The following is a 19,197-nucleotide window of genomic DNA, read 5'->3' as shown; positions in this document are numbered from 1 at the left end:
AACGGGTCATTACGTAAACGCCCCTTACAGAAAAGACACAGGAAGTGCGAAAACGCCGACCAAAACCCCGATCATGGGGTACGGCTGACCCGCGCGTAGGAGTCGGTGGAGGTGTCCTCGTCGCCGTAGACGGTGAGACTGGTGTCCGAGCAGAGGTACGTCAGGGCGTACGACGTGGTCGGGTTGGTCACCTCGATCGACTGGTATTTTCCGTTGCGGGTCATCTTGTACGTCGGCCCGCCGGAGAACCCGCTGCCGTAGATCTTGCCGTTGCGGCTCTGGACCTTCGACTTCCGGTATCCGCGGAGCGTCTCGACGTACTTGTTGCCCTTGATCGTCGCGGTGAGCGAAGCCGACCGGCTGTAGTCCTCGGTCGTGGCGCCGTCCTCGCGAATCTTCAGAATCACGCCACCGCTGCCGGTGAACATCTTGTCGACGCCCTCGAAATGGTTGATGACCTGCGTCGAGACCGACCGCCAGGTGCCCACCAGGCAGGCGTCGAGGTGCGGGTTGACCGGTTTGACCGGCTGCGCCACCGCCGAAGCCGACACCGGAACCGAAGGCGCCGCACTCCCGGTGCTCGGCCCGGCCGCGGCCGGCTCACCGCCGCCGGACCGGGAGTCGGGCCAGAACAGTCGCACCGAGCCACCGGCCAGCAGCACCCCGGCCACCACGGCGGCGACCGGCCACACCCGGACCTTCCCACCCCGCCGTGACGCGCCCGGCACCCCGGGATGAGCGGGCAGCGGCGTCACGGTCCGGGCCCGCGAACCCCCCGCCGCCGAGTCGTGGAGCGTAGCCACATCAGCGACCACCAGCCCGGTCGTGTCATCGACCGCACTGCCCAGGTCCATCGTGGCCACCGGAGCGGTCACCGGCTCGTCCGCCGCGACGACGGCGACCGTCTCCGGCTCGCCATCGGACGCCGTCGCCTCCGGCGCGACAGCACTCGTCGCGGAAACCGCCGCCGCGGTGGAAACCGAAGGTCCGGTGGGAACCGCCGCCGCGGTGGCGTCGGAGGTGGCATCGGCGACGGTGATCGGCTCCGGATCGGGGGCGCCGGGTGTCGCCGGGGCCGCGCCGCCCTGCTGGTGGGCGGTGGGGGCGGCGAGTGTCGGTGACGGGGCGACCAGGGTGCCCGGCAGGCCCTCCGGAGTGTCCTCGGTACGGGTCTGGCGCAGTGGCCACCAGCGTGAACGCCGCTTGGCGGAGGTGTCCGGGGCGGTGATCCGAGCGACGTTGGCGAGCAGCTCACGGGCCTGTTCTGCACCGAGGCGGCGGACCGGATCCTTGTCCAGCAGGCCCTTGATCACCGGCCACAGTCGTCCGGCGTGCGGCGGGGTCTCCGGCCGGTGGTGCAGGATCGCGGCCAGGGTGGCCTGGGTGTCCTCCCGCTGGAACGGTGACCGGCCGGTCACCGCCGTGTAGAGGGTGACGCCGAGCGACCACAGGTCGGCGGCGGCCGTCGCGGGCCGACCGTCGATCCGTTCCGGCGCCAGGTAGGCCGGGGAGCCGACCATCTGGCCGGTCGCGGTGAGGGCGGTCGCGTCGTCGATGGCGGCGATGCCGAAGTCGGTCAGCACCACCCGGCCCTCCTCCAGGAGGATGTTCGCCGGTTTCACGTCGCGGTGCGCGATGCCCTCGCGGTGGGCGGCCCGCAGCGCGTCGAGCACGTGCAGGCCGATCTCGGCGGTCCGGCGCTCGGTGAGCAGGCCGTGCTCGGCGATCGTCTCGGCCAGGGAACGGCCCTCGACCAGCTCCATCACGATCCACGGGGCGCCCTCGTCGGTGACCACGTCGTAGACGGTCACGATGGACGGATGCCGGAGACGGGCCGCGGCCTGCGCCTCCCGCAGCGTCCGCCGCACCTGTGGATCGGAGGGCTGCCCGGTGCCCGACACCTCCTTGAGGGCCACGTCCCGCCCGAGCAGGGTGTCCTCGGCCTGCCAGACCGCGCCCATCCCGCCGCGGCCCAGCATCCGACCCAGCCGGTACCGCCCGGCGATCACCCGTCCCGACCCGACGCTCATGACGCCGAATCTATCGGTCCCGATCCAACGCACCCTCCCCACCGCGCCGAACCGGCGCACCCGGGCGCGGGAGGGGGGCTCGGCTCAGGAACGCGGCGAGCCGGCCGCCGGACTGGCGCACCCGAGCGAGGGAGGGGATCAGGGAAGGGGAGGGGGCGCGGCCGGGTCTGTGCCGCGCCGCCCTCGAGTGAGACGCTGGAGGGCGGCGATCAGGCCTTCCACAGCTCCTGGTTGGCCTCGTAGATCTCGCGCAGGATGGCCGGCACGTCGTAGGTCAGCTTCCACTCCGGGTAGTGCTGCTCGAACCGGCCGGTGCCGCTGATCCACCACTGGTGGTCGCCCATCCGGTTCTGGTCGACATACTCGGTCTGGGCCTCCAGACCGGTGATCTCCGACGCGATCTTGAAGGCCTCGATGTGCGAGCAGTTGGAGAACCGGCCGCCGCCCATGTTGTAGATCTCGGCCACCCGCGGAGCCTTGTGGAACGCCTCGAACGCGGTGATCAGGTCGTGCGAGTGGATGGCGTCGCGGACCATCTTGCCCTTGTAGCCGAAGATCTTGTACGTCCGCTGCTCCATCACACAGCGCATGACGTAGGCCAGGAAGCCGTGCAGCTCGGCCGCCGAGTGGCCCGGACCGGTCAGCGTGCCGCCACGGAACACCGCGGTCGGCATGTCGAAGTAGCGGCCGTACTCCTGCACCATGATGTCGGCGGCCACCTTGGAGGCGCCGAAGACCGAGTGCATGCTGCTGTCGATCGACATGGTCTCGTCGATGCCGCCATACCACTTGTGGTCTTCCGGCAGTTCCCAGCGCGTCTCCTGCTCGATCAGCGGCAGGGAGTTCGGCGTGTCGCCGTACACCTTGTTGGTCGAGGTGAAGATGAACGGGGCGTCCTTGGCGTGCCGCCGGGTCGCCTCCAGCATGTTGATCGTGCCGACGGCGTTCACGTCGAAGTCGGTGAACGGCTCGCGGGCGGCCCAGTCGTGGCTCGGCTGCGCGGCGGCGTGGATGACCAGGCCGACGTTGGACCCGAGGCCGGCGAAGAGCTTGTCCAGCCCGTCGCGGTCACGGATGTCGACGCTGTGGTGCGTGTAGCGGTCGCCGACCTCCTTGACCAGCCGCTGCAGGTTCCACTGGGTGGAGCCGTCGGCGCCGAAGAAGTAGCCGCGCATGTCGTTGTCGACCCCGACCACGTCCATGCCGAGACCGGCGAAGTGCCGGACCGCCTCTGATCCGATCAGACCGGCCGATCCGGTGATGACGACAACGCTGCTCATTTCCTGACCTCCGGGTGTCGGGCGTCACCGGGGAGAGTACCGGTGAGCTGGAGCAGTCTGACCGCCCGGTCGGTCGTGTCGTGATCGTCATGCTTGACCGTGGCACGAAATGGGCACGTCACGAATTCGCTACATCCGATGGGAAAGCTCCGACGGATACGGCGGTTTCACGACGAATTCGCAAGGGCGGTCCCCATGACGGAGTCACTACAGGCTGAACAGCACACCACCCCCGGCCGGGCCGCCCTGACGCTCGGCGTGGAGGAGGAGCTGCACGTCGTCGACCTCGGGACGCGGGAGCTCGTACCCCGGGCGCCGGAGATCCTGGACCGGCTGGACGCCGCGCACTTCTCCGCCGAGCTGCACCGATCGGTGGTGGAGACCAACACGCCGGTCAGCAGCACCCTCGACGACCTGCGAACCGGCGTCGCGGAGCGGCGCCGGGAGGCGATCCGGACGGCCGAGTCGCTCGGCCTGGGTCTGGTCGCGGCGGGCACCGTGCCGCTGGTCGACCTGGACGCGCTGCCGGTCACGCCGACGTCGCGTTACCAGCGGATGCTGCACGAGTACCAGATGCTCGTCCGTGAGCAGCTGATCTGCGGCACCCAGGTGCACGTCGGGGTGCCGGATCGGGACGAGGCGGTCGCGGTGGCCCAGCGGGTGGCCCCCACACTGCCGGTGCTGCTCGCGCTCTCCACCAGTTCGCCCTACTGGCTCGGCGAGGACTCCGGGTACGCCAGCGTCCGCTCGCTGGTGTGGATGCGCTGGCCAACCGCTGGCGACAGCGGGCCGCTGCACTCGGCGGCCGAACACGAGGCGCTGGTCAGCGACCTGATCGCGTCCGGGACGATCAGTGACCCGAAGATGGTCTACTTCGACGTCCGGCCGTCGGCGCACGTGCCCACGGTGGAACTGCGGGTCACCGACTCCAGCCCGGATGTCGAGACGGTGATTCTGCTGGCCGGGATCTTCCGGGCGCTGGTGCTGCGGGCGCTCGGTGAGCACCGGGCCGGGCTCGAGCCGCCCACCGCGCGGCCGCCGCTGCACCGGGCCGCGATGTGGCGGGCCGCCCGGTCCGGGCTGGAGGGCGATCTGCTCGACCTGCCCCGGTCGCCGGTTCCGGTGCCGGCCGCGGTCGCGGTGGAACGCCTGGTCGGTGAGCTGCGCCCGCAGCTGGAGGAGCTCGGCGACTGGGATCAGGTGTTCGATCTGACCCTGCGGGCGTTGAGCCGGGGCAGTTCGGCGGCTCGGCAGCGGCGGGCGCTGGCCCGGCGCGGGCGGCTGTCCGACGTGGTGGACCTGCTGGTGGCCGACACCCGCGGGGGTGTCACCGAGGCCGGGCCGGCCGGGCCGCCGGCGCCGGCGTTGATCGAGGCGTACGTGGCCGACGGCGACGAGGCGTTCCCGGGCGGGCGGGTCGCCCCCGCCTACGCCGGAATCCTGCCGGTGCTGACCTCGCTCGGCGCGACCGGCCTGCGGCAGCGCGAGGACGCCCGGGACGACGAGCAGCGGGCCCGCGGCATCACGTTCAGTGTCGCCGGTGAGGCGGCGACCAGGCTGTTCCCGTTCGACCTGGTGCCCCGGATCGTCCCCGCCGACGACTGGGCCGGGCTGCGGCAGGGGCTGGTCCAGCGGGTGCGGGCGCTCAACGCGTTCCTCGGTGACGTCTACGCCGACCGGCAGGTGGTGGCCGACGGGATCGTGCCGGAGTGGGTGATCGACGGTTCTCCGGAGCTGCGGGCCAGCGGCGCTCTGATCAGCCGGCCGGCGGTCCGTACCCAGGTCGCCGGGGTTGATCTGGTCCGGGACGGCACCGGGAAGTGGTGTGTGCTGGAGGACAACCTGCGGGTGCCGTCCGGAATCGCCTACGCCATGCAGAACCGCCGCCTCACCTGGAGCGTCCTGCCCGAACTGCCGCGCCCGGCCGCACTGATCTCCGTCGAGGACACCCCGAAGCTGCTCAAACAGGCCCTGTTGGAGGCCGCCGGTCCGGCCGCCGCCGACGATCCGGCGATCGTCGTGCTCAGCCAGGGCCCGGACGACTCGGCCTGGTTCGAGCACCGGATGCTGGCCGAGGCGATGGAGGTGCCGGTCGTCCGCAGCACCGAACTGTTCGTCGACGAGGGCCGGGTGTGGCGGCTGAAGAACGGCCACCGGTACCCGGTGGACGTCATCTACCTGCGGATGGGCGAGGACAGCCTGGTCCACTCCCCCGGCGCGGACGGCATGCCGCTGGGCCCGAGCCTGGTGTCGGCGCTGCACGCGGACACCATCGTGCTGGCCAACGCACTGGGCAACGGGATCGCCGACGACAAGGCGGTGTACGCCTACGTGCCCCGCCTCATCGAGTACTACCTGAACGAGAAGCCGCTGCTCGCCGACGTGCCGACCTACCTGTGCGGCATTCCGGACCAGCGGACCGAGGTGCTGGCCCGTCTGGACGAGCTGGTCTGCAAGCCGGTCGACGGCTACGGCGGCGACCGGATCGTGATCGGCCCGCACGCGACCGCCGACGAGCTGGCCGCACTGCGCCGGCAGATCCGCACCGCCCCGCATCGGTGGGTGGCCCAGGAGGTGGTGAACCTCTCCACCCATCCGGTCTTCGACGGGCACCGGCTCGCCCCACGGCACGTCGACCTGCGGGCGTTCGTCTTCACCGGCCGGGAGTCGGTGGTCGCGCCGGCCGCCCTGACCCGGGTCGCCCCGGCCGGCAGCATGATCGTCAATTCCTCACGCGGCGGCGGCTCGAAGGACACCTGGCTGCTCGGATAGAAGGAGGATTTCATGTGTGGGATCGCCGGCGAGATCTGTTACGGCGACCGGCGGGCGGACACCGAGGCGATCCGGCGGATGCTGCCCTGCCTCGAGTCCCGGGGCCCGGACGGTGCCGGGCTCTGGGACGGCGGCCGGATCACTTTCGGCCACCGCCGCCTGAAGATCATCGACCTTTCGGAGGCCGGTGCCCAGCCGATGACCGACGAGCAGCTGCGGCTCACCGTGGTGTTCAACGGTTGCATCTACAACTATCGGCAACTGCGTGACGAGCTGATCGGGTACGGCTACACGTTCTTCTCGACGTCGGACACCGAGGTGATCCTCAAGGCGTACCACCGCTGGGGCGCCGACTGTGTCACCCGTTTCCTCGGGATGTTCGCGTTCGCGGTCGCCGAGCACGACACCGGGACGGTCACGCTGGCCCGGGACCGGCTCGGGATCAAGCCGATGTATCTGGCCGAGTCGCCGGGTCGGCTGCGGTTCGCCTCGACGCTGCCGGCGCTGCTCGCGGCGGGCGGGGTGGACACCGGCATCGACAAGGTCGCGCTGCACCACTACATGACGTTCCACTCGGTGGTGCCGGCGCCGCGGACCATCCTGGCCGGGGTGCGCAAACTGCCCCCGGCCACGGTCCGGGTGATCCGGGCCGACGGCACGTCGAGCGAGCGGGTCTACTGGGAGGCGCGCTTCGAGCGCACTCTCGACGAGACCGATTGGACCGCGGCGGTACGGGCGAAGCTGCGCCAGGCGGTCGAACGTCGGATGGTCGCCGACGTGCCGGTCGGTGTGCTGCTGTCCGGCGGGCTGGACTCCAGTCTCATCGTGGCCCTGCTGGCCGAACGGGGGCAGGCCGGGCTCACCACGTTCAGCATCGGGTTCGACTCCGGTGGCGGGGAGAGCGGTGACGAGTTCGAGTATTCGGACCTCGTCGCCAAGCAGTTCGGCACCGAGCACCACCAGATCAGGATCGGTCAGGACCGGTTCCTGCCGGCGGTGCAGCGAACCGTGGCGGCGATGAGCGAACCGATGGTGAGCCACGACTGCATCGCGTTCAATCTGCTCAGCGAAGACGTTGCAAAGCATGTGAAGGTGGTGCAATCTGGGCAGGGAGCGGACGAGATCTTCGCCGGCTACAGCTGGTATCCACCGCTCGCCGACGTGCCCCGGGACCAGGCCGTCGCGGCGTATGCCGGGGAGTTCTTCGACAGGCCGCACCACGACCTGGCCCGGCAGCTCAACCCCGAGTGGCTGCCGGACGGCGACGTCAGCCGGGACTTCGTGGCGGCGAGTTTCGCCCGGCCCGGTGCCACCACCGCCGTCGATGCCGCGCTGCGCCTCGACTCGCAGGTGATGCTCGTCGACGATCCGGTCAAACGGGTCGACAACATGACTATGGCGTTCGGGCTGGAGGCGCGCGTACCGTTCCTGGATCACGAGCTGGTGGAGATCGCGGCGGCCTGCCCGCCCGAGCTGAAACTGGCCCGTGACGGCAAGGGGGTGCTCAAGGACGCGGCCCGCGGGCTCGTCCCGGACGAGGTCATCGACCGACCGAAGGGCTACTTCCCGGTGCCCGGCATCCGGCACCTGGAGGGCCCGGTGCTCGACCTGGTCCGCGACGCACTGCACGCGCCGGCCGCCCGCGACCGGGCACTGTTCCGGCCGGAGTACGTGGACGCGCTCCTGGCCGACCCGAACACCCCGCGCACCACGCTCGGTGCGAACCAGTTGTGGCAGCTCGCGCTGCTGGAGATGTGGTTGCAGCAGTTGTAGACAGGAGGATCCCCGTTGGACGGCCGGCTCCATCGCACCGACGTGACCGTACTGCCCGCCGGGTGGCGGCCGATCGAATCGGAGGTCGCCGGCAACCGATCGCCGGCACTGTCCCCGGACGGGCGGCACATGGCGTACGTCTCCGACCGTGGTGGGGTGCCGGCCGTCTGGGTGCAGCCGGTCGGCAGCGAGCTGGCCTTCCGCGTCGGCACCGGGCCGGAACCGGTATCGGCGGTCCGCTGGTCGTCCGGGGGCGGCTGGCTGGCCTGCCAGATCGCTCCCGGCGGCGCGCCCCGGCACGAGGTGTGGCTGGTCCGACCGGACGGGTCCGACCTGCACCAGGTGGCCGGGTTCGGCGCGGACACCGCGGACAACATGCGGTGGCTGCCCGGACGGCCGATCCTCGCCCTCACCGAGAACCTCACCACGGCCGTGTTGATCGACGTCACGGCCGGGACGCGGACGGTGGTCACCGAGGGCGATCTGGTCACCCTTCTCGACGTGGACCCGGCCGGGCGCTTCGCGCTTCTGCGGTACGGGCCACGCGGCGCCCGCCAGATCGTGCTGCGTGACCTGACCCTCGGCACGGAGAAGCCGGTCACCCGTGGGGAGCGGGCGGTCTTCAGCCCCGGCGGCGGTTGTGTCTACGCCCTGAGCCAGGACGGCGAGTTCCCGGCCCTGCTCCGGATCGCGGGTGACGCCGTCGAGGTGCTGGCCCAGTCGCCCACCGCCCTCGGCACGCCCGCCTCCGCCGGGCTTCTCGGGGAGATCGAGGACTTCGAGGTGGCGGCCGATGGGCGTACCGCCGCGTTGTTGTGGAACGTCCGGGGCGGCGAATCGGAAGTCGCGGTGATCGACCTGGACCACGACGGCGATCGCGTCCCGGTCCTCCTCTCGCCGCTGCCCGGCCCGGTCGCCGCCGACCTGGTGTGGAGTTTCGACGGCTCCGCGCTCGGGTTCACCGCGGAAGGGCCGGGACAGCCGAACGGCGTCTGGGTGTGGCAGTGGAGATCCGGGCCGGTCGAGGCGGTGTCCGCGGAACCGGCGTCACCCGGCGCGATCCGGCCCGAGCTGCGGACCTTCCCGGCGCACGACGGGCTGACGCTGACCGGATGGCTGTTCACGCCGCGGACGCCCGGGCCGCATCCGGTGGTGGTGTGGCTGCACGGCGGGCCGGAAGCGCAGGAACGCCCGGGGCACGGACCGCTCTTCCAGTCGCTGGCCGACCGGGGCATCGCCGTCTTCGCCGCCAACGTGCGCGGTTCGTCGGGTTTCGGGCGCTCGTTCGTCGACGCCGACAACGGGGGGCTGCGGCACGCCGCGATCGAGGACGTCCGGTCCTGCGTGACCTATCTGCGCCGCGCCGGGGTCGCCGACCGGGTCGGTGTGATGGGCCGTTCCTACGGCGGTTACCTCACGCTGGCGGCGCTGACCAGGTTCCCGGAACTGTTCGACGTCGGCGTGGACATCTGCGGCATGTCCGACTTCGCGACCTTCTACCAGCACACCGAGCCGTGGATCGCGTCGGCGGCGGTGAGCAAATACGGACACCCGGTCCACGACGCCGCCCTGCTGCGCGAACTCTCCCCGATCCACTCGATCGACAGGCTGCGCGCCCCGCTGCTGGTGGTGCACGGCGCCAACGACACGAACGTGCCGGTGATCGAGGCCGAACAGGTGGTCGCCGCGCTGGCCGCCCGCAACCACCCACACCGCTACCTGCTCTTCCCCGGCGAGGGTCACGAACTGCTGCACCGAGCCGCCCGAGCCGAGTTCCTCCGGGAGACCCTCGCCTGGCTGGAGACGCACCTTACTGAGTGAGAAGACGCACGTTGCCGGGGGTATGGGTAACGGAGAAGGGTGGTAGTTGCACGTTACCCGGCACTGCGGAAGGCGTCTGATGGCCCTGCGTCCCTGGGCGGTGTGGGCCGCCGGCCTGGCCGCGTACACGGTGGCGGTGCTGCACCGCAGTTCGATCGGGGTGGCGGGGCTCGACGCCCAGGAGCGGTTCGGGGTGGGCGGCGGTGCGCTCGCCGTCTTCGCGGTGCTTCAGCTGCTCGTCTACGCCGGGCTGCAGATCCCGGTGGGGCTGCTGCTGGACCGGTTCGGGTCGTTGCGGCTCGTGCTGGCCGGGGCCGCGGTGATGGCGTCCGGGCAGGTGCTGATGGCGTTCACCGATGGGATGGGCGGGGCGATCCTGGCCCGGGTGCTGGTCGGCGCCGGTGACGCGATGACGTTCATCAGTGTGTTGCGCCTGGTGCCGCACTGGTTCCCGGCCAAGCGGGTGCCCGTTCTCACCCAGCTGACCGGGCTCATCGGGCAGCTGGGGCAGGTGCTCTCGGCCATCCCGCTCGCCGCCGTGCTGGCCGGTGCGGGCTGGACCACCGCGTTCCTCGGCACCGCCGGCCTCGGGGTGTTCGTGGCGCTGGTGGTGCTGGCCACTCTGCGGGACACGCCGGAGCGGCGGATCAGCGGCGCCCCGGTGAGCTGGCAGCAGCTCGGCACCGACCTGGGCAGCTCGTGGCGGCACCCGGGCACCCGGCTGGGGCTGTGGGCGCACTTCACCAGCCAGTTCACCGGCACGGTGTTCGCGCTGATGTGGGGTGTGCCGTTCCTGGTGGCCGGTCAGGGGCTGAGTCGGGCCACCGCCGGTGTGCTGCTGACCGTCTTCGTGGTGACCGGCATGCTGGCCGGACCGGTGCTCGGCATGCTCACCCAGCGTCATCCACTGCGCCGGTCGTGGCTGGTGCTGGGCATCGTGGCGATCAACATGACGGCGTGGGCCGTGGTGATCGCCTGGCCCGGGCGGGCGCCGCTGCCGCTCCTGGTGGCACTGGTGATCGCGCTGGGTCTGGGCGGCCCGGGGTCGATGATCGGGTTCGACTTCGCGCGCAGCTTCAACCCGCCGAGCCGGTTGGGCACCGCGACCGGAGTCGTCAACGTCGGTGGGTTCGTGGCCTCGCTGGTGACGATCGAGTTGATCGGGCTGATCCTCGACTACCGCACAGGCGGCGGTAACGACTATCACATCGATGATTTCAAGGTCGCGATGTCGGTGCAGTTCCTGGTGGCCGCGGCCGGTGTGGCGGGCATCCTGCGGACCCGGCTGTTGACCCGGCGGCACGTGGCGGCCGAGTCGGCGGGTTTAGCGACCTCCGTGGAGGTAAAGGCTTCCTGATCCGCGCGAAACGACGCACGACGAACCGCGCGCGGGGCGCGGCATCGCGCGCGGTCGGAGAGCAGGGATCAGGAGGATATGTCTGAGCAGGCAGTGGGCCGTTTCTGGTCCGGTATCGACGTTCCGAAGACCATCGCCGGCACCCTTGCGGCCGTCTCGGCGGCGGTGCTCGGCTCCTTCCTGGGGGTGGCCGGCACGGTGATCGGGGCCGCCCTGGCGAGTCTAATCAGCTCGATCGGGACGGAGATCTACCACCGATCGATCAACCACGGCACCAAGCAGCTTCAGTCGGCGTTCGTGATCGCCCCGGCGGCGGTGGGCACCCCGGCGGTGGAGGCCGCCTCCGAAAGCGCACCGTCGGAGACGGCGGACAAGGGCACGACAACGGACGGCGCCGCGGGCACGACGGACGGACCGGAGCCGGGGCACCGCATCCACTGGAAGCGGGTCGCCCTCGTCACCGGCGCGTTCTTCCTGCTGGGCATGGGTGTGCTGACCACCGCGGAGCTGTTCGCCGGTCGGTCCGCCGCCGATGTGACGAGCGGGCGCGACACCGGCAGCCCGACGATCCTGTTCGACACCGCCGGGGAGGAGAGCGACGACGACCAGCAGCAGCAGCAGAAGCCGGGCGTGGTCCCCTCAGACGGGCCCGCCACCACGACGACCGAGGCCCCGGCGCCCACCGGGCCGGCCGATCCCACCACGACCCCGGCCGAGCCCACCCCCACGACCGAGGGCCCGACGGTGACCACGCCCGCCGAGACCGGCGCGCCGGAGCAGAATGAGACGGGCGGCGACAAGGGCACCGATTCGGGGCAGGAACAACCCGCCGAGGGAACGGGAGAGTGAGCATGGACGTCCAGGAGATCCTCAAGGACGGGTACGGCCGGCTGCCGGACACCATCGAGGCGGCGGTCCGTGGTCTCACCCCGGAGCAGCTGCGCTGGGCACCGAAGCCCGGTGCCAACTCGATCGGCTGGCTGGTCTGGCATCTGACCCGGGTGCAGGATCACCACCTCACCGGGGTCATCGGCGGCGAGCAGATCTACGTGACCGGTGACTGGGGGCCGCGGTTCGGGTTGAAGACCGACCCGGACGACACCGGCTACGGGCACACGGCCGGCCAGGTCGAGACCGTCGCGCCGGAGAGCTGGGAGACCCTGACCGGTTACTTCGGGGCCGTGCTCACCCGTACCGTCGCGTGGGTCGGCACCTTGACCCCCGCCGACCTGGACCGGATCGTCGACCGCAACTGGGATCCGCCGGTGACCCTCGGGGTCCGCCTGGTCAGCGTGCTGGACGATGACGCCCAGCACGCCGGACAGGCGGCCTATCTCCGCGGCATCCTAGGCTGACGCCGGTTCGGTGAACGGCAGCCGGATCAGGAAGCGGGTGTCGCCGGGCTGCGACTGGACCTCGATGTCGCCGCCGTGGCCGTTGACCACGATGCGGTAGGAGATGTCGAGGCCCAGCCCGGTGCCCTCGCCCACCGGTTTCGTGGTGAAGAACGGCTCGAAGATCCGCTTGCGGACCTCCGGGGTGATGCCCGGGCCGGTGTCGCCGACCGAGACGACCAGCCGGTCGTCATCGCGGTAGGTGCGGATGGTCAGCGTCCCGGCGCCGGTCATCGCCTGGACCGCGTTGTCGATGACGTTCGTCCACACCTGGTTGAGCTCGGCCGGGTGGACCGGGATCTGCGGCAGGTCCCGGTCGTAGTCCTTGACCACCCGGATCCCGTCCCCGATCTTGTGACCGAGCATGACGAGCGTGCTGTCCAGGCCGACGTGCACATCGATCCACTGGTGGGCGGACCGGTCCACGTGCGAATACTGCTTGGCCGCGTGCACCAGCTTGGAGACGCGGCCGGTGGCGTCCTCGATGTCGCTCATCAGCTGCTCGGTCTCCAGGGCGTACCCGATCCAGTGGATCGCCTGGTCGAGCAGCTCCGGGGAGGCCAGCCGGGACTCCAGATCGGTGAGGCAGTCGGTGTCGATGCCGCCCTGGGCGAAGACCGGCGCCAGGTCCCAGGCGGCGGTGATCTCCCGGCCCTCCATCCAGTCGCCGAGCTCGTCCTCCAGGTCGGCGGTCTGCATGGCGGTCATCGCGGGCGCCTTCGCGGCCCGCTCGATCACCTCCTCCTGCAACTCCAGAAGGGCGACGAGCCGGTCCGGCGCGACCTTGCCGGCGGCCAGCTTGCCGAGTTTCAGGCGCATCGCGGCGACCCGCTGACGCAGCGCCCCGGTGGCCCGGGAGGCGGCGGCGGCCGGATTGTTCAGCTCGTGCATGAGCCCGGCCGACAGGGCGCCGAGGGCGGCCAGCCGCTGCCGCTCGCCGATCGCCGCCTGCGAACTGCGCATCCCCAGCGCGAGACCCTCGAGCAGGTGGATCGCCATCGGGAACCAGTCGCGCATGAGCGAGCCGAAGTCGTCGGCGGACAGCACGAAGAACTCGGCGTCGGTGATCGCCCGCATCGACGCCTGGTAGGTCCGGGGCACCCCGTCCTCACGCAGGTACGCCTGGGTGGCACCCATGTAGACGCCACGCTGCTCGGTCCGGGTGGTGGTGACCTCGTCCTGCCCGACCCGGCGGGTCAGGGTGATCGTGCCGCTGAGCAGCACGAAGAACGAGACGGCGGGGTCGCCCTCGCGCAGCACCAGGCCGCCGCCGGGGACCCGCATGGTGCAGCCGTGCTCGGCCAGCCAGGCCAACTGCTCGTCGGTGAGCTTGGCGAACAGGAAGAGCGAGCGCAGGTCCTCGGTGGTGAGCCGGCCGGGCTCGCAGGGTTCGAGACGGATCTCGTCACTCAGGTCGGACATTACTGTGCCTCCCGGTCATGCCCTCGCGGCCCTTGCTTCGCTGCGGTGCACTCGGTCATGACTATGCCTCCAGGTAGCGGTGGACCAGCGCGACGGCCATCGCACCCTCGCCGACCGCCGAGGCCACCCGTTTCACCGAACTGGCCCGGACGTCGCCGGCCGCGAAGATGCCGGGGACACTGCTCTCCAAGTAGAACGGATCCCGGTCCCGATCCCATCCCCGTGGACGCTCCCCGTTCGCCAGAAGGTCGGTTCCGGTCCGGATGAAGCCCTTCCCGTCACGCAGCACGGTGTCGCCGAGCCAGTCGGTGCGCGGCTCCGCCCCGATGAACACGAACAGGTAACCGCACTCGACGGTCGCCTTCGTCCCGTTCTTGCTGTCACAGATGGTGATCGCCTGGAGGTGGCCCTCACCCTGTGCGCCGATCACCTCGCAGCGGGTCCGGACCTCGATGTTCGCCACCTGGGCGAGCTGCTGGATCAGGTAGTACGACATCGACGACTCCAGGGAGTCGCCGCGCACCAGCAGGGTGACGCGACGGGCGTACCGGGCGAAGAACAGCGCCGCCTGACCGGCGGAATTGGCGCCGCCGACGATGTACACATCGGTGCCGGCACAGGCCGGCCCCTCGGTGGCGGCCGAGCCGTAGAACACCCCGGATCCGGTCAGATCGGCGACGCCGTCAGCGATCAGCGGACGGTACGACACACCGGTGGCCAGCAGAATCGCGTGCGCCGACACCTCGCCGCCGTCGGCGAAGGTGAGCGTGCGGGCCGACCCGTCGGTACGCAGCCCGACGACCTCCCGGGTGCTGATCGTCTCGGCGGCGAACTTGTCGGCCTGCCGACGGGCCCGGTCGGTGAGCTGGGCGCCCGAGATGCCGTCCGGGAAGCCCAGGTAGTTCTCGATCCGGGAGCTCTGCCCGGCCTGCCCGCCGACCGCCTGCCGCTCGATCAGCAGCGTCTTGAGGCCCTCCGACCCGCCGTAGACGGCCGCGCCCAGACCGGCCGGGCCACCGCCCACGATGATCAGGTCGTAGAAGTCCCGGCCCGGGTTGGTGGACAGGCCGGCCACCTCGGCGACCTCCTGCACGCTCGGCCGGGACAGCGCCCGCCCGTCGGCCGTCACCACCAGCGGCACCGACTCCGGCCCGGCCTCGGCCGCCTCCAGCAGGCGGCGGCCCTCCGGCTCGTCGGCGCCGAAGTACTTGTACGGCACCAGGTTGCGGGCCAGGAAGTCGCGGATCTGGAAGGACGGCTCGCTCCACCGGTGGCCGACCAGGCGGATGTCCGGCAGTTCCTGCTCACCGGTCGCCTCCCAGGCGTCCAGCAGCGAGTCGAGCACCGGGTAGAGCTTCTCCTCCGGCGGGTCCCACGGCTTGAGCAGGTAGTGGTCGACGTCGACCAGGTTGATCGCCTGGATCGCGGCGTCGGTGTCGGCGTAGGCGGTGAGCAGCGCCCGCCGGGCGTGCGGGAACAGGTCCATCGCCTGCTCCAGGAACTCGATGCCGTTCATCTGCGGCATCCGGTAGTCGGCGAGGATCACCGCGACCCGCCCGCCGCGCAGTTTCAGCTCGCGCAGCACCTCCAGGGCTTCGTCGCCGGAGGAGGCCCGGACCACCCGGTACCTGTCGGCGTAGCGGCGGCGCAGGTCACGTGCGATGGCGCGGGAGACGGACGGGTCGTCGTCGACCGTGAGGATCGCGGCTTGGCCCATTGATCTGTCCTCAGCTCTCGGAATGTCGTTCGAGATAGCCCGCCACGTACGGGCAGGTGGCGATGACCGTGAGATCGCGAGCCCGGGCGGCGGCGAGCGCGGCGGCGGCCAGGCGGCCGGCCAGTCCCCGACCGGAGAACGCCTGGTCGATCTCGGTGTTCAGTAACTCAATTTGTCCGGATTTCATGGCATACTCGAGGGTTCCGACTACCTCCCCGCCGATCTGCACCTCGTAACGATGCCGCTCGAAACTGTCGACGACCACCGCGTCGGACGGATCGAGCGCGACCGCCGACGCACTGCCCTCCACCCGCAGCTTGCGCCGGGCCCGCTCATAGAACGACGTGCGGCCGAACCGGATCACCTGGGCCGCCAGGGGCACCGGCCGGATCTCGAGCGTGGAACCGGGCTCGGCGTAGCCCTCGATGATCCCGTCGACCTCGATCGCCAGCCGCCCGCTGGTCGGCAGCACGTCCAGCGCCAACTGCTCGGAGGTGTCCAACACCAGGGACCTGTTGAACGACGAGTGCGCCGCCGCCGCGGACACGATCAGCGCCTGCACGTTCGGCGAGACGATCGGGCCACCAGCCGAGAAGCTGTACGCCGTGGAGCCGGTCGGCGTCGACACGATCACGGCGTCGGCCGCATAGTTGACGAACCCGCCACCCTCCACCCGGATCCCCACCGCGGCCAGACCGTGCCCCGGCACCCGGACCAGGGCGATGTCGTTGAACGCCGACACCGCACGCCCGTCCGGCAGCGTCGTGTGCACCGCGGTCCGCGACTCGATGGTGAACCGATGCTCGTCGATCGCCGACAGCGCCTCGCCGAGACCGGAGAGATCCACCTCGGCGAGGAACCCGAGCCGGCCCACGTTGACCCCGAGCACCGGGGTTTCGTGCCCCTCCACCAGGCGCATCGTGCGCAACATCGTGCCGTCGCCGCCGAGACTGACCAGCAGCCCGGCCCGCTCGACCATCTCCGCCGCCTCGACCGCCTCGGCGGAGCAACCACTGATCCGGCTCACCTCGTCGGGCAGACCGAGCACGGTGACCCCGCGCTCGACGGCCCAGCCGGTGATCGCCTCGATCGCGGAGCCGCAGTCACGACGCGGATGCAGCACCAGCCCGACTACCTTGACCATGCCCATGCGGGCAAGCCTTCCATGTCGCAGGCGGGATTCCCATCAGCCGAGTCACACGCGAGCGGCTCGGGCCAGGAAGCGGTCGGGAACGTCCTCGTAGTGGTCGAGGGTCCAGCCGCTCGCCGCCAGGAGCGGGCCGAGGCGCTCCTCGGAGAGAGGCTCGCCGGGGCGCAGGGTCCGGCCGTGGCGGGCGGCCAGCTGAGCCCGGCCGGTCGGGTGGAAGATCGCCAGGACGCCGCCGGGACGGGTGACCCGGGCCAGTTCGGCCAGGCCGGCCGCCGGGTCGGGCAGGTGGTGGACCAGGCCGGCCGCGAAGATCACGTCGGCGGTGGCGTCGGCCACCGGAAGCCGGCGGGCGTCGGCCAGCAGCAGGGTGGCGCACTCGTCACGGCCGGCCCGGCGGGCGGCGGCGAGCATCCCGGGGGTGAAGTCGAGACCGATCACCCGGCCCGCGGGACCGGCCGCGGCGGCCAGGGCGGGCAGGGCACGGCCGGTTCCGCAGCCCACGTCGAGGACGACGTGCCCCGGCCGCACCCCGGCCAGCCGGACCGCCTCGGTGTAACGGGGCATGTCGTCGCCGAACTTGGTGTCCCAGTCGGCGGCCCGGGCGGCGAAGAAGGCCCGGCTCTCCGACAGATACCACCGGTCGACGTGGGCCAGGTCGGGATGCAGGTGGCGGATGACCGGCCAGTCCGGGTCACGGTGATCGATGACGACCTGGGCGCGGCGCTCGCCGTCACCCTCGGTGAACCGGTGACGGGGGCCGCCGCGCAGGTACACCAGGATGCGGTCGGTGGCCGGCTCGAGGACGTTGAGCGCCGAGTCGAACAGTCCGCCGCCGGGGCCGATCAGTCCGAGGACGGCGTCCACGTTCCAGGCGCGGGCGGTGGCCGGGAACGCGGCGGCGAGACGGGACGCGAACTGCGCCGCGGCACCCGGGTCACCGCCGTCGACGATCACGGTGAGCGGGGCACGTGGCGCCAGGACCTCGGCGAGCAGTGCGGTTACTTCGGTGATGCGTTCCGGCACGCCACCAGCATGACGTCGGAGATGTGACGTACGCAACGCCGGAACGGTGGCACTTTTTGTGCCGATTTGCCGCTCGACGCCCGGCACCGATCTGCGCATTCCCGAAGTGCCGCACGGAAGCGGTCGGAACGCCGACAGCCGGCGCCCGGCCGGAACCGGCACGGCCGTGCCCGGAGTCGAAACGACGACGTTCGAAGTCGTGATCGGAGGGGAACGATGCGCGGATTCATCGCCGTTCTGCTGGCCGGGGTCCTGGCCGTCGGGGGTTGCGCCGGTGTGCCTGACAAGGGAGAGGAGAACCTGATCGGCCCGACGGCGCCGAGTTCGGGAGCAGGAGACGGGAGCGGCCGGGGTACGGGCGACGGCAGCGGGACGGGTGACGTCGGGCCGCAGGCGGAGCTGGTCGAGCTCAAGGTGGCCGTGGACGAGTCGCTGGCGGAGGCCTTCGCACAGGTGGAGCACGGGTTCGAGATGAATCATCCGAACATCGAGGTCGTCCTCTCGTACGGTGAAGGGTCGACTCTGGCCGATCGCATCGCCGGCGGCGAACCGGCGGACGTCTTCGTCACCGACGATCCGTTCGCCGCGCGCGACGTGACCCTGAACGCCGAGCCGGTGGCGGTCGGCCGGGTGAGTCTGGTGCTGGTGAAGCCGGGTGCGGGCGACAAGTTCGTGAATTTCGTCCGCGACGGCGACGGACGGCGGATCCTGATCGACTCCGGTCTGCTGCGCCCCTGACCGAAAGCCCTTGACGCGAAAGGCCCGCGACCCGAAAGGCCCGCGACCCGAAAGGCCTAGAGCGAGGAGGACCAGGAGCGGCCGGTGGCCAGGTTGGCCGCGCCGCCGTCGAGGACCGCCCGGTGGACGGCCCGGGCCAGCGGCGCGCCCCACCGCGACCGGGGTCCGCCGTAGGCCGCGGGCGGGCCGTCGAGCGGGCAGAGCACACAGACCGCGTCGGTGGCCGTGCCGGTCGCGGCGAGGCCGAGCTCGGTGAGGGCCTGCGCCTTGGCCTCGGTGGCGGTGGCGATCGTGTTGATCAACGCGCCGTCGGCGAGGCGCTGGGGCACCCACACGACGATGTTGACCGTGCCCGGTCGGTGATCGAAGCCGGACTCCGGTGAGGCGGCCTGGATCGGGGCGCCGAGCCCGACCGTCGCGTACACCTGCACCTCGTCGTCTCGGGTGTGCACCGCGTCGGCCACGTCGACGCCGGTGAGCAGCCCGATCCCCGGCCCGGTCAGGCCCAGCCCGGCGGCGAGAGCGGCCAGGTGCGCATCCGGATCGGGCCGGGCGTAGGACATCGGGACCGACGCGTTGATCAGCCACTCACGGGGACCGGCCCCGCCGCCGAGGACCGCGCTGGACGCGGCGAGCAGCGGCACCGGGAACCGCCAGAGCAGCAGCGGGACGTCGGCGCCGTCCTCGCGGCGGTGGGTCAACGACGGTTCGGCGAACAAG

General features: G+C 71.2%; 14 protein-coding genes. 7 read left to right on the top strand and 7 right to left on the bottom strand.

Features of this window, described 5'->3' with window-relative positions:
* Positions 1-71: 71 nt before the first annotated feature.
* Together Q0Z83_RS51610 and Q0Z83_RS51605 are read right to left on the bottom strand one after the other, a co-directional pair.
* A complete protein-coding gene (locus Q0Z83_RS51610; protein ID WP_317790901.1) occupies positions 72-2,030 on the bottom strand; it encodes a serine/threonine-protein kinase in 1,959 nt (652 codons plus the stop codon).
* A gap of 209 nt (positions 2,031-2,239) precedes the next feature.
* Positions 2,240-3,310, bottom strand: coding sequence for an NAD-dependent epimerase/dehydratase family protein (locus Q0Z83_RS51605; RefSeq protein ID WP_317790900.1), 1,071 nt, complete (start codon positions 3,308-3,310; stop codon positions 2,240-2,242).
* Positions 3,311-3,505: 195 nt separating this feature from the next.
* Here Q0Z83_RS51605 and Q0Z83_RS51600 point away from each other — a divergent pair, with 195 nt between their 5' ends.
* The 6 genes from Q0Z83_RS51600 to Q0Z83_RS51575 all read left to right on the top strand — a co-directional run bounded on the left by Q0Z83_RS51600 (position 3,506) and on the right by Q0Z83_RS51575 (position 12,388).
* Positions 3,506-6,082: a carboxylate--amine ligase/circularly permuted type 2 ATP-grasp protein gene (locus tag Q0Z83_RS51600; RefSeq protein WP_317790899.1), complete on the top strand. Its 2,577-nt coding sequence runs from the start codon at positions 3,506-3,508 to the stop codon at positions 6,080-6,082.
* 12 nt (positions 6,083-6,094) lie between these two features.
* Positions 6,095-7,855 carry an N-acetylglutaminylglutamine amidotransferase gene (locus Q0Z83_RS51595; protein ID WP_317790898.1) on the top strand — a complete coding sequence of 587 codons (1,761 nt, stop codon included), beginning with the start codon at positions 6,095-6,097 and terminating at the stop codon, positions 7,853-7,855.
* A 15-nt stretch (positions 7,856-7,870) separates the two neighbouring features.
* Entirely contained in the window at positions 7,871-9,676 is a 1,806-nt protein-coding gene (locus Q0Z83_RS51590; protein ID WP_317790897.1) for a S9 family peptidase, read from the top strand.
* Positions 9,677-9,755: 79 nt separating this feature from the next.
* Positions 9,756-11,033: an MFS transporter gene (locus Q0Z83_RS51585; RefSeq protein WP_317790896.1), complete on the top strand. Its 1,278-nt coding sequence runs from the start codon at positions 9,756-9,758 to the stop codon at positions 11,031-11,033.
* 78 nt (positions 11,034-11,111) lie between these two features.
* The gene (locus Q0Z83_RS51580) at positions 11,112-11,882 is read left to right on the top strand and encodes a hypothetical protein (protein ID WP_317790895.1); all 771 of its coding nucleotides are present in this window, start codon (positions 11,112-11,114) and stop codon (positions 11,880-11,882) included.
* 2 nt (positions 11,883-11,884) lie between these two features.
* Positions 11,885-12,388, top strand: a complete 504-nt coding sequence (locus Q0Z83_RS51575) for a mycothiol transferase (RefSeq protein ID WP_317797362.1) — start codon at positions 11,885-11,887, stop codon at positions 12,386-12,388.
* Here Q0Z83_RS51575 and Q0Z83_RS51570 read toward each other — a convergent pair.
* The 4 genes from Q0Z83_RS51570 to Q0Z83_RS51555 all read right to left on the bottom strand — a co-directional run bounded on the left by Q0Z83_RS51570 (position 12,380) and on the right by Q0Z83_RS51555 (position 17,739).
* Complete coding sequence (locus Q0Z83_RS51570; RefSeq protein ID WP_317790894.1) at positions 12,380-13,849, bottom strand: ATP-binding protein; 1,470 nt, start codon at positions 13,847-13,849, stop codon at positions 12,380-12,382. The genes Q0Z83_RS51575 and Q0Z83_RS51570 overlap by 9 nt on opposite strands.
* A gap of 61 nt (positions 13,850-13,910) precedes the next feature.
* On the bottom strand, positions 13,911-15,566 hold the full coding sequence (locus Q0Z83_RS51565; RefSeq protein WP_317790893.1) for an FAD-dependent oxidoreductase: 1,656 nt from the start codon (positions 15,564-15,566) through the stop codon (positions 13,911-13,913).
* 10 nt (positions 15,567-15,576) lie between these two features.
* Positions 15,577-16,716 carry an NAD(+)/NADH kinase gene (locus Q0Z83_RS51560; protein WP_317790892.1) on the bottom strand — a complete coding sequence of 380 codons (1,140 nt, stop codon included), beginning with the start codon at positions 16,714-16,716 and terminating at the stop codon, positions 15,577-15,579.
* A gap of 45 nt (positions 16,717-16,761) precedes the next feature.
* Positions 16,762-17,739: a class I SAM-dependent methyltransferase gene (locus Q0Z83_RS51555; protein ID WP_317790891.1), complete on the bottom strand. Its 978-nt coding sequence runs from the start codon at positions 17,737-17,739 to the stop codon at positions 16,762-16,764.
* 216 nt (positions 17,740-17,955) lie between these two features.
* On the opposite strand from Q0Z83_RS51555, the gene Q0Z83_RS51550 reads away from it, so the two are divergent.
* On the top strand, positions 17,956-18,477 hold the full coding sequence (locus Q0Z83_RS51550) for a molybdate ABC transporter substrate-binding protein (protein WP_317790890.1): 522 nt from the start codon (positions 17,956-17,958) through the stop codon (positions 18,475-18,477).
* Between the two features lie 56 nt (positions 18,478-18,533).
* On the opposite strand, the gene Q0Z83_RS51545 is transcribed toward Q0Z83_RS51550, so the two are convergent.
* Positions 18,534-19,196, bottom strand: coding sequence for an adenosylcobinamide amidohydrolase (locus Q0Z83_RS51545; RefSeq protein WP_317790889.1), 663 nt, complete (start codon positions 19,194-19,196; stop codon positions 18,534-18,536).
* Position 19,197: the final 1 nt, after the last annotated feature.

The organism is Actinoplanes sichuanensis, assembly GCF_033097365.1.
GTDB classification, from domain to species: domain Bacteria; phylum Actinomycetota; class Actinomycetes; order Mycobacteriales; family Micromonosporaceae; genus Actinoplanes; species Actinoplanes sichuanensis.
Note: the sequence above shows the minus strand (reverse complement) of the source record. Positions and strands in the feature narration are given on the sequence as shown.